At 46.9% G+C, this 7,505-nt stretch carries 10 protein-coding genes; 8 read left to right on the top strand and 2 right to left on the bottom strand.

The window, feature by feature from the left end:
- The first annotated feature begins 446 nt into the window (after window positions 1-446).
- From M3202_RS12690 to M3202_RS12665, 6 genes are all read left to right on the top strand, one after another.
- On the top strand, window positions 447-599 hold the full coding sequence (locus tag M3202_RS12690; protein ID WP_251223704.1) for a hypothetical protein: 153 nt from the start codon (window positions 447-449) through the stop codon (window positions 597-599).
- 273 nt (window positions 600-872) lie between these two features.
- Window positions 873-1,745: a transporter substrate-binding domain-containing protein gene (locus M3202_RS12685; protein WP_251223703.1), complete on the top strand. Its 873-nt coding sequence runs from the start codon at window positions 873-875 to the stop codon at window positions 1,743-1,745.
- Between the two features lie 106 nt (window positions 1,746-1,851).
- Window positions 1,852-2,505, top strand: coding sequence for an amino acid ABC transporter permease (locus M3202_RS12680; protein WP_251223702.1), 654 nt, complete (start codon window positions 1,852-1,854; stop codon window positions 2,503-2,505).
- A complete protein-coding gene (locus M3202_RS12675; RefSeq protein WP_251223701.1) occupies window positions 2,498-3,220 on the top strand; it encodes an amino acid ABC transporter ATP-binding protein in 723 nt (240 codons plus the stop codon). Before M3202_RS12680 ends, M3202_RS12675 begins: the two co-directional genes overlap by 8 nt.
- A gap of 146 nt (window positions 3,221-3,366) precedes the next feature.
- Window positions 3,367-4,335: an aromatic acid exporter family protein gene (locus M3202_RS12670; protein ID WP_251223700.1), complete on the top strand. Its 969-nt coding sequence runs from the start codon at window positions 3,367-3,369 to the stop codon at window positions 4,333-4,335.
- A 37-nt stretch (window positions 4,336-4,372) separates the two neighbouring features.
- A complete protein-coding gene (locus M3202_RS12665; protein WP_251223699.1) occupies window positions 4,373-4,882 on the top strand; it encodes a L,D-transpeptidase in 510 nt (169 codons plus the stop codon).
- Between the two features lie 81 nt (window positions 4,883-4,963).
- Here the strand turns inward: M3202_RS12665 and prli42 are convergent, their stop codons facing one another.
- Window positions 4,964-5,053, bottom strand: coding sequence for a stressosome-associated protein Prli42 (gene prli42 / locus M3202_RS12660; RefSeq protein ID WP_251194300.1), 90 nt, complete (start codon window positions 5,051-5,053; stop codon window positions 4,964-4,966).
- A 149-nt stretch (window positions 5,054-5,202) separates the two neighbouring features.
- On the opposite strand from prli42, the gene mce reads away from it, so the two are divergent.
- The gene (gene mce, locus M3202_RS12655) at window positions 5,203-5,637 is read left to right on the top strand and encodes a methylmalonyl-CoA epimerase (protein WP_251223698.1); all 435 of its coding nucleotides are present in this window, start codon (window positions 5,203-5,205) and stop codon (window positions 5,635-5,637) included.
- Window positions 5,638-5,741: 104 nt separating this feature from the next.
- Complete coding sequence (locus M3202_RS12650) at window positions 5,742-6,866, top strand: M20/M25/M40 family metallo-hydrolase (protein WP_251223697.1); 1,125 nt, start codon at window positions 5,742-5,744, stop codon at window positions 6,864-6,866.
- A gap of 156 nt (window positions 6,867-7,022) precedes the next feature.
- On the opposite strand, the gene M3202_RS12645 is transcribed toward M3202_RS12650, so the two are convergent.
- Window positions 7,023-7,232: a hypothetical protein gene (locus tag M3202_RS12645; RefSeq protein WP_251223696.1), complete on the bottom strand. Its 210-nt coding sequence runs from the start codon at window positions 7,230-7,232 to the stop codon at window positions 7,023-7,025.
- Window positions 7,233-7,505 lie beyond the last annotated feature (273 nt).

Here is a 7,505-nt window from a genome sequence, read left to right as displayed (position 1 = left end):
TACGAGTCCTCCTTGGTTACTAATTTAAGGGTCCATTTTTGCTTCGAAGCTTTGGACACCTCGTATAATACCAAGAGGGCTCTTTTTTGTTCAATCCTCAAATTTCTTCATTACAGGAATGCTCCTTCCTTCTATTATAACGTGAACGAGAAGTAATTCCAGAGTAGTAACATCAATGTCCCGCTTCCCGTCATTCGGCATTGAGTATGATGGCAAAAGAAAACGACCCTTCTTAGTATACTGCAAGTGGCCTTTTATTTCATATCTAAATAAGAAGGAATATCACCAGCGTGTTTTGAATGCAAGTGGAATGAAATGAAAGAATGTCAAAGAAGTTTGTGAAAAATTGTAATTATTGCCAATACTCTTTTGTTTTAAGGAGGCGTTTAGTATGATGAAAATGGTTGGAAACACACCAGCTTTTATTCATTAAGGAGGAATTCATAATGAGCAAAAAATTACTTTACACGATTCTAGCGGGTGCTCTATCTGTAAGTGTTTTAGCAGCTTGTGGAGATACGACGGAGGACCCGGCTGCCCCTACTGATGATTCAGGAGTTGAAGCGCCGGTAGATGAAGCAGAAGAACCTGCTAGCTAAGAAGCGATATATACTAAAAAAGCAATCTGTCCATCGGATAGATTGCTTTTTTAGTAGGACAATATACTGATCTTGGGCGTAAAGTGTTATGTTGCAAGAATAAACGGGTAGAGCAAAAGAGAAGCAAGCAGCCGGGAATAAAGGGAAAATTCTGTCTTTAATCGCGCTGTCAGCTTTTTTTACAAAAAGTATTCCCTTTTTCAAGAGCGTTGTGTTATTATGCAAATGCGAGTATAAATATTATATTACAAGAAAGAAAACGGGGGTAACACGATGAATAAAAAATTATGGATGTTTGGATTATCAGCAGCATTATCGTTCGGTATCTTAGCAGGCTGTGGAACAGGTGGAGAAGAAGCGCCGTCGGGCGATGCGCCAACTGATTCAGAAGAGCCGCAAACGGAAGAGCCGGCAGAAGCAACGGAAGGGGAAGGCGGTACGCTTGTGATGGGAACGTCAGCCGATTATCCTCCTTATGAATCAATTGACACGCAGTCCGGTGAAATTGTCGGCTTTGATGTTGATATTGCGAAATATATTACAGAAGAGCTCGGTTATGAGCTTCAAGTTGAAGATATGGATTTCAACGGTTTGATTCCGGCGATGGAAGCAGGACGTGTTGATTTTGTACTTGCCGGGATGACGCCAACGGAAGAGCGGCTGGAAAACGTTGATTTTTCCGATATTTATTATGATGCGAAGAACTTAATCGTCACAACAGAAGATGCAGGTATCTCCGCAGTTGAAGATTTAGCTGGCTTAAAGGTCGGTGTTCAGCTTGGTTCAATCCAAGAGGGAGACGCAGAGGCGCTGGCTGAAGAGCACGGCTTTGAAGTAGTGAAGCTGAATCGAATTCCTGAGATTATGCAAGAGCTGCTTGCCGGTCGTATCGACGCGATTCTAATGGAGGATACTGTTGCGGCAGGTCACATGGAAGCGCAGGATCAGCTTGTGAGCTTCGAGGTTGAAAGTGAAGAAGAAATGGGTTCAGCGATTGCCTTTCCGAAAGGCAGCGAGCTTGTTGAACCGTTCAATGAGAAGTTGAATGAGCTGATTGAAAGTGGTAAAATGGATGAGCTTATCCTGCAATGGTTTGATGCTGAAGGCGAAGTAGAAGACGCTGACGCCGAAGCTGAACAAGAATAGAACGGTTGAATCCCGCGTGCAGTTGGTGTCCGCGGGATTCAATTCTTTCAAGAAAAGCCATGGGCGGCTTTTCTTAATAAGTATGAAATAGGAAGGACAAACTGACATGCTAGATTTTAATCAAATTGTGCCGCATATCCCTTTTCTTTTACAAGGGGTCATTGTCACCTTACAATTTGTTTCTGTCGCTTTGATTTTCGGGCTTGTATTGGGAATTGTCCTCGCGATTTTCAAAATAGGGCGCTTTGGAATCCTGCGTTTTATCGCCGACGCTTACACCTCCGTGTTCAGAGGAACCCCGTTAATTTTACAGCTTTCCATTATTTATTTTGGCTTGCCGCAGTTTAATCTTGATATTTCGGCCTATCAGGCCGGGGTGTTAGCGTTTGGACTGAACTCAGCCGCTTATGTGTCGGAAATTATCCGCGCCGGAATTCAAGCGGTGGATAAAGGCCAGAAGGAAGCGGCCGCGGCTCTCGGCATTCCTTATCGTCCGATGATGCTGAGAATTATTTTGCCGCAGGCATTTCGCAATATTTTACCGGCCTTATTTAATGAATTTATTAATCTCACGAAAGAATCAGCGATTGTCTCGATCATCGGCGTCATGGATTTAATGCGTAGAGCGCAGGTCGTCAATGCGCAAATTTACCGTTATTTTGAAGCGCTTTTGTTCGTCGGCTTAATCTATTACCTGCTTGTAATGGTGCTGACGTTGATTGGACGGATGATCGAAAGGAGGTTACAGCGCGGTGATTAAGGTGGATGATCTTCATAAATCATTTGGAAAGGTTGAGGTGCTGAGAGGCATTTCAACGACGATAAATAAAGGGGATGTTGTGGCGATTATCGGTCCGTCCGGTTCAGGGAAGTCAACCTTGCTGCGATGCATGAATTTATTGGAGAAGCCGACGCAGGGGAAGATTTGGCTTGCCGAGAAAGAGCTGACTGATCCGAAGGCGAATGTGATGGCAGCCCGCCAGCAAATTGGCATGGTCTTTCAGCATTTTCATCTTTTTCCCCATATGACCGTTCTCGCTAACTTGACGTATGCGCCAATGACGGTGAAGCGTATGGCACGGGAGGAAGCGGTCGAGAAAGCGGAGGAATTGCTGCGTCGCGTCGGGCTGTATGAGAAGCGGGACGAATATCCGAACCGCCTGTCAGGCGGGCAAAAGCAGCGTGTCGCGATCGCGCGCGCTTTAGCGATGGAGCCGGAAGTGATGCTGTTCGATGAGCCGACATCGGCACTTGATCCGGAAATGGTCAAGGAAGTGCTGGCGGTGATGAAGGATTTGGCCGTGTCCGGGATGACGATGGCGATTGTCACCCATGAAATGGGCTTTGCCCGCGAAGTGGCTGATCGTGTCCTTTTCTTAGACCAGGGAATTCTGATGGAGGATGCCCCGCCAAGTGAATTTTTTACGGCACCGAAGACCGAGCGGGCGAAAGACTTCCTCGAAAAGGTGTTGTAGGGCAGCTAGGCTTGCAGACAGGCTCTGCAGGTCTTTTTTTGCTGTAGTTGGAGAAGCTCCTTTTTCCCCGGACATGCGGCGAATGGGGACTTTTGAGACAGCCCTTCCCCATGTTACACTATAGAAAAAATGAGATGAGGCGAATTATGGCATTTAAGATAGGGTATCGCACACTGAAAACAGCTGTCGGCGCAGGCGGGGCGATTGCGATTGCGCAGGCCTTACAGCTGGAGTTTTATTCTGCGGCTGCGATTATTGCCATTCTCTGCACGTCGATCACACGTCGAAGCTCATTAAAGGCTTCCGGGTCGAGGATTGCGGCTTGTTTAATCGGTATGACCGTCAGTGTCCTTTTCTTTCAGCTGCTTGGCTACTATCCGTGGACGTTAACAGCCATTTTACTTGTGTTTATTCCTTTAAGCGTGATGGCGAAGGTGAAGGAAGGAATCGTCACGAGCTCCGTTATTATTCTTCATTTATATACGGTTCAAGCGTTGTCAGTCGAGATTATCGTCAATGAATTATTGCTGATTGTCATCGGCGTCGGCATGGCGTTGCTGATGAATGTGTATATGCCAAATATTGACCGCGAGCTGCGCCATTATCACCATGAGATTGAAGACCATTTCAAAACGATTTTGCGCGAGCTGGCGACTTATTTGCGGCATGGGGAAAGTGACTGGGACGGTAAAGAGATTCCAGAGACGGTTCAATTGCTTCAGGAAGGGCAAAATGTCGCCTTCCGTAACATCCAGAACCACATTCTCCGCTATGACGATCAATATTATTATTACTTTAAAATGCGCGAGAAACAGTTCGAAATTCTTGAACGGGTTATGCCGTTTGTGTCTAAAATTACACACTCTGTCCCGCAGGGAGAAACACTTGCTGATTTTCTTTCGGAGCTGAGCGGCGCGGTCAGCCCCGCCAATCGCGTTCCTTATTTTCAGGAAAAGCTGAGGGCGATTAAGCAATCCTTTCAAGAGACCGATCTTCCGGCGACACGGGAGGAATTTGAAGTGCGCTCGGCCCTGCTCTATATCATGTATGAAATGGAACAATATTTGTATATTAAGGACCGTTTGTGGAACAAGGCGGATAAAAAGAAGCTCTAACTGAAATCCTAAGGAAAAAAAGATAGGATTGAAACAGATGAGAGTTCTCATGCTTGCCTTTATCAGTTGTTTAATCTCTTCGCCAATTTGGCCGATCGGCGACAATCCGCTGCTCGGAGATCCTTTTATTATTGTCAACACGAACACGAATCAGCTTGCTTTTATTCATGGGGGAGAGGTCAAAGAGGTAATGCCGGCGGCGACGGGAAAGCCGACTGACCAAACGCCGCTCGGCACCTTTACCGTCACGGTAAAAGCTCACACGCCGTATTATCGCAAAAAAAATATTCCCGGCGGCCATCCGAACAACCCGCTCGGCGCCAGATGGATCGGCTTTGATGCGCTCAACACGAACGGCAGGGTGTATGGCATTCACGGGACAAACCGGCCGGAATTGATTGGCAGACCCGTGTCGGCCGGCTGCATCCGCCTGAGAAATGAAGCGGTGATTCAGCTGTTTGATGCGGTCCCGCTTGGCACAAAGGTCCATATTACGAATGGAAATCAATCATTTGAGGACATTGCCAAAGAGTTTGGTGCGATGTGAAAAAGGGAAGAGCAGAAGGTAAGGTGGCGCCCTTCTGCTCTTCCCCGGAGCAAGTAATGCTTCTATCGCTGCTTTTTCTTTTTAGAAAAAGGAGATGCCCATCAGGACGGAACCAAGCACCATTGTGGCTATCATAATGTAAATAATCGTCTTGCGAAATTTGCGTGGCATTGTGCACCCTCCTCTAAATCATACGTTCTTTTATTTTACTGTGTTCTGCTTTTGAGGACAAGGGGGAGAGAAAAATAAGCGCCGAAGAAGGATTTTTTGGTAAAATAGACGAAGTAAGGGAGAAGACAAAAGCGTCTGGGGGGAGCAGCATGAATGAAAAGTCACCAAAAAAAATTGACCATATTGGTATTGCCGTTTCTTCAATTGAGGAAGTGCTTCCATTTTATGTAGGGAGTCTTAAGCTGCGGTTGTTGGGAATAGAAGAAGTACCCGCTCAAGGCGTGAAGGTGGCCTTTTTAGGCGTGGGGGAATCGAAAATTGAACTGCTTGAACCTCTTTCCAAAGAAAGTCCGATTGCCAGGTTTATTGAAAAGCGCGGGGAAGGGCTGCATCATGTCGCCCTTGGTGTCACGGATATAAGAAAACGAATTAAAGACATTCAGGAAAACGGCGTGGAAATGATTAATCAAGAGCCGGTTTCCGGCGCGGGCGGAGCGAAGGTTGCTTTTCTGCACCCGCGCTCTGCACGCGGTGTGCTGTTTGAATTCTGCGAAAAAGAAGAAGGAGCAGCCCGAGGTCACTGAAAAACTTCCTTTTTTCGTAGAAAAAGCGAAAATCGTCCTTTTTTCAGCAGCTTCGGGACTACTTCGAAGCAACGTATCACTTATTTACATACTGGAGGAATATCATGATAAATGAACAACGATTAGTCGATGAATTTCTGGAGCTTGTCCAAATTGATTCAGAAACGAAGCACGAGCAAAAGATTGCACCAATCTTAAAGGCGAAGTTCGAGAAGCTCGGAGTAAACGTAATTGAAGATGATGCAGCGAAGAAAACCGGTCACGGCGCAGGCAATTTAATTTGCACCTTGCCGGGGACAAAGGGGGTCGATGCGATTTATTTCACCTCGCATATGGATACGGTCGTACCGGGAAACGGGGTTAAGCCATCAATCAAAGACGGCTATGTTGTCACGGATGGCACGACGATTTTAGGAGCGGATGACAAAGCGGGGATCGCCGCGATGTTCGAAGCGATACGCGTCTTAAAAGAGCAGCGGATCGAACATGGCACGATTCAATTTATTATTACGGTCGGAGAAGAATCAGGGCTTGTCGGAGCAAAAGAAATTGATCCGGACTTGATCGAGGCTTCCTACGGCTTTGCTTTGGACAGTGATGGTCCGGTAGGGAATATTATCGTCGCCGCTCCAACGCAGGCCAAAGTCAAGGCGATTATCCACGGCAAAACGGCTCACGCCGGAGTCGCGCCGGAAAAAGGCGTCTCTGCGATAACCGTCGCCGCAAAGGCGATCTCGAAAATGCCGCTCGGACGAATTGACGAGGAAACAACGGCAAATATCGGCCGCTTTGAAGGCGGCACGCAAACGAATATCGTCTGCGATCATGTCGAAATTTTGGCCGAAGCGCGCTCCCTCATTCAGGAAAAGATGGAAGCGCAAGTGGCAAAGATGAAAGAAGCCTTCGAATCAACTGCCGCCGAGATGGGCGCGCGGGCCGAGGTGGAAATCGACATTATGTATCCGGGCTTCAAGCTTGGCGATGGCGACGAGGTCGTGGAAGTCGCGAAAAGAGCGATGGCAACGATCGACCGTCAGCCGGAGTTGCTGCAGAGTGGCGGCGGAAGCGACGCCAATATTATCGCCGGCCACGGCATTCCGACCGTCAACCTTGCCGTCGGCTATGAAGAGATTCACACGAAAAACGAAAAAATGCCGATTGCCGAACTGACAAAGCTTTCCGAAGCGGTTGTGGCGATCATTCAGGAAGTAGCGAAGGGGAAGAAGTAAAGCGGGTAGACAACGAGACTGGGTTAAAGGTGAAAACAACCTTTCATCCCGGCCTCGTTTTTTTAAAAAGGTGAAAGGAGAAAAGGAGCGGGGCTGGTGTAAGCAGGCCTCGGCTTCACAGGCTGCTTCTAAGAAAATCCGACTGTGGCATTTTTCCTAGTGATAATACGGCTGGATATTCGCAAGGTTAGGCTGACCATATTCCATGCTTTCAAGAATATACTCTTCTGAGTCACCGGTAATCGCGGCAATTTCTGCTATTGTTGGTGATTTTTTGTGTTTTTTACGGGCTAAACGTTGGATAAACTGAATCTGCTTGAACGATGAGGAGTAGAGAGACTCCTGTTTTTGTTTGCTCATGTGCATAAATAGCAGCCTCCAATCTACAGGCAGGAAATACCTCCCCTGTATAGTTACCATAACGAAAACATGTCCATCTTTCAACCAACCTTATTCCTAAATCGAACATTCTTTCGTATAATAGAGGGGGACATATAAGAAGAATTTTGCTAAATGGAAGCAAGATGAGGTGTTGCTGCTTTCTTAGAGGGGCGAGGGAGACGATCTCCTTGAAAGCTTGAACAAAGCAACGCCGTGCTGCGAATCGAGTTATGGTATCAAAAAAGTCATAAAATAATG

Source organism: Halalkalibacter oceani, from assembly GCF_023715605.1.
GTDB classification, from domain to species: Bacteria; Bacillota; Bacilli; order Bacillales; family Bacillaceae_D; genus Halalkalibacter; species Halalkalibacter oceani.
The sequence above is the reverse complement of the archived record's forward strand: the minus strand, read 5'-3'. Positions and strand labels throughout refer to the sequence as shown.

Excerpts from the sequence above, each read along its gene's own strand:
- M3202_RS12690 (WP_251223704.1), top strand. The coding sequence starts at position 447 with ATGAGCAAAAAATTACTTTACACGATTCTAGCGGGTGCTCTATCTGTA.
- M3202_RS12685 (WP_251223703.1), top strand. The coding sequence starts at position 873 with ATGAATAAAAAATTATGGATGTTTGGATTATCAGCAGCATTATCGTTC.
- M3202_RS12680 (WP_251223702.1), top strand. The coding sequence starts at position 1,852 with ATGCTAGATTTTAATCAAATTGTGCCGCATATCCCTTTTCTTTTACAA.
- M3202_RS12670 (WP_251223700.1), top strand. The coding sequence starts at position 3,367 with ATGGCATTTAAGATAGGGTATCGCACACTGAAAACAGCTGTCGGCGCA.
- M3202_RS12665 (WP_251223699.1), top strand. The coding sequence starts at position 4,373 with ATGAGAGTTCTCATGCTTGCCTTTATCAGTTGTTTAATCTCTTCGCCA.
- prli42 (WP_251194300.1), bottom strand. The coding sequence starts at position 5,053 with ATGCCACGCAAATTTCGCAAGACGATTATTTACATTATGATAGCCACA.
- mce (WP_251223698.1), top strand. The coding sequence starts at position 5,203 with ATGAATGAAAAGTCACCAAAAAAAATTGACCATATTGGTATTGCCGTT.
- M3202_RS12650 (WP_251223697.1), top strand. The coding sequence starts at position 5,742 with ATGATAAATGAACAACGATTAGTCGATGAATTTCTGGAGCTTGTCCAA.
- M3202_RS12645 (WP_251223696.1), bottom strand. The coding sequence starts at position 7,232 with ATGCACATGAGCAAACAAAAACAGGAGTCTCTCTACTCCTCATCGTTC.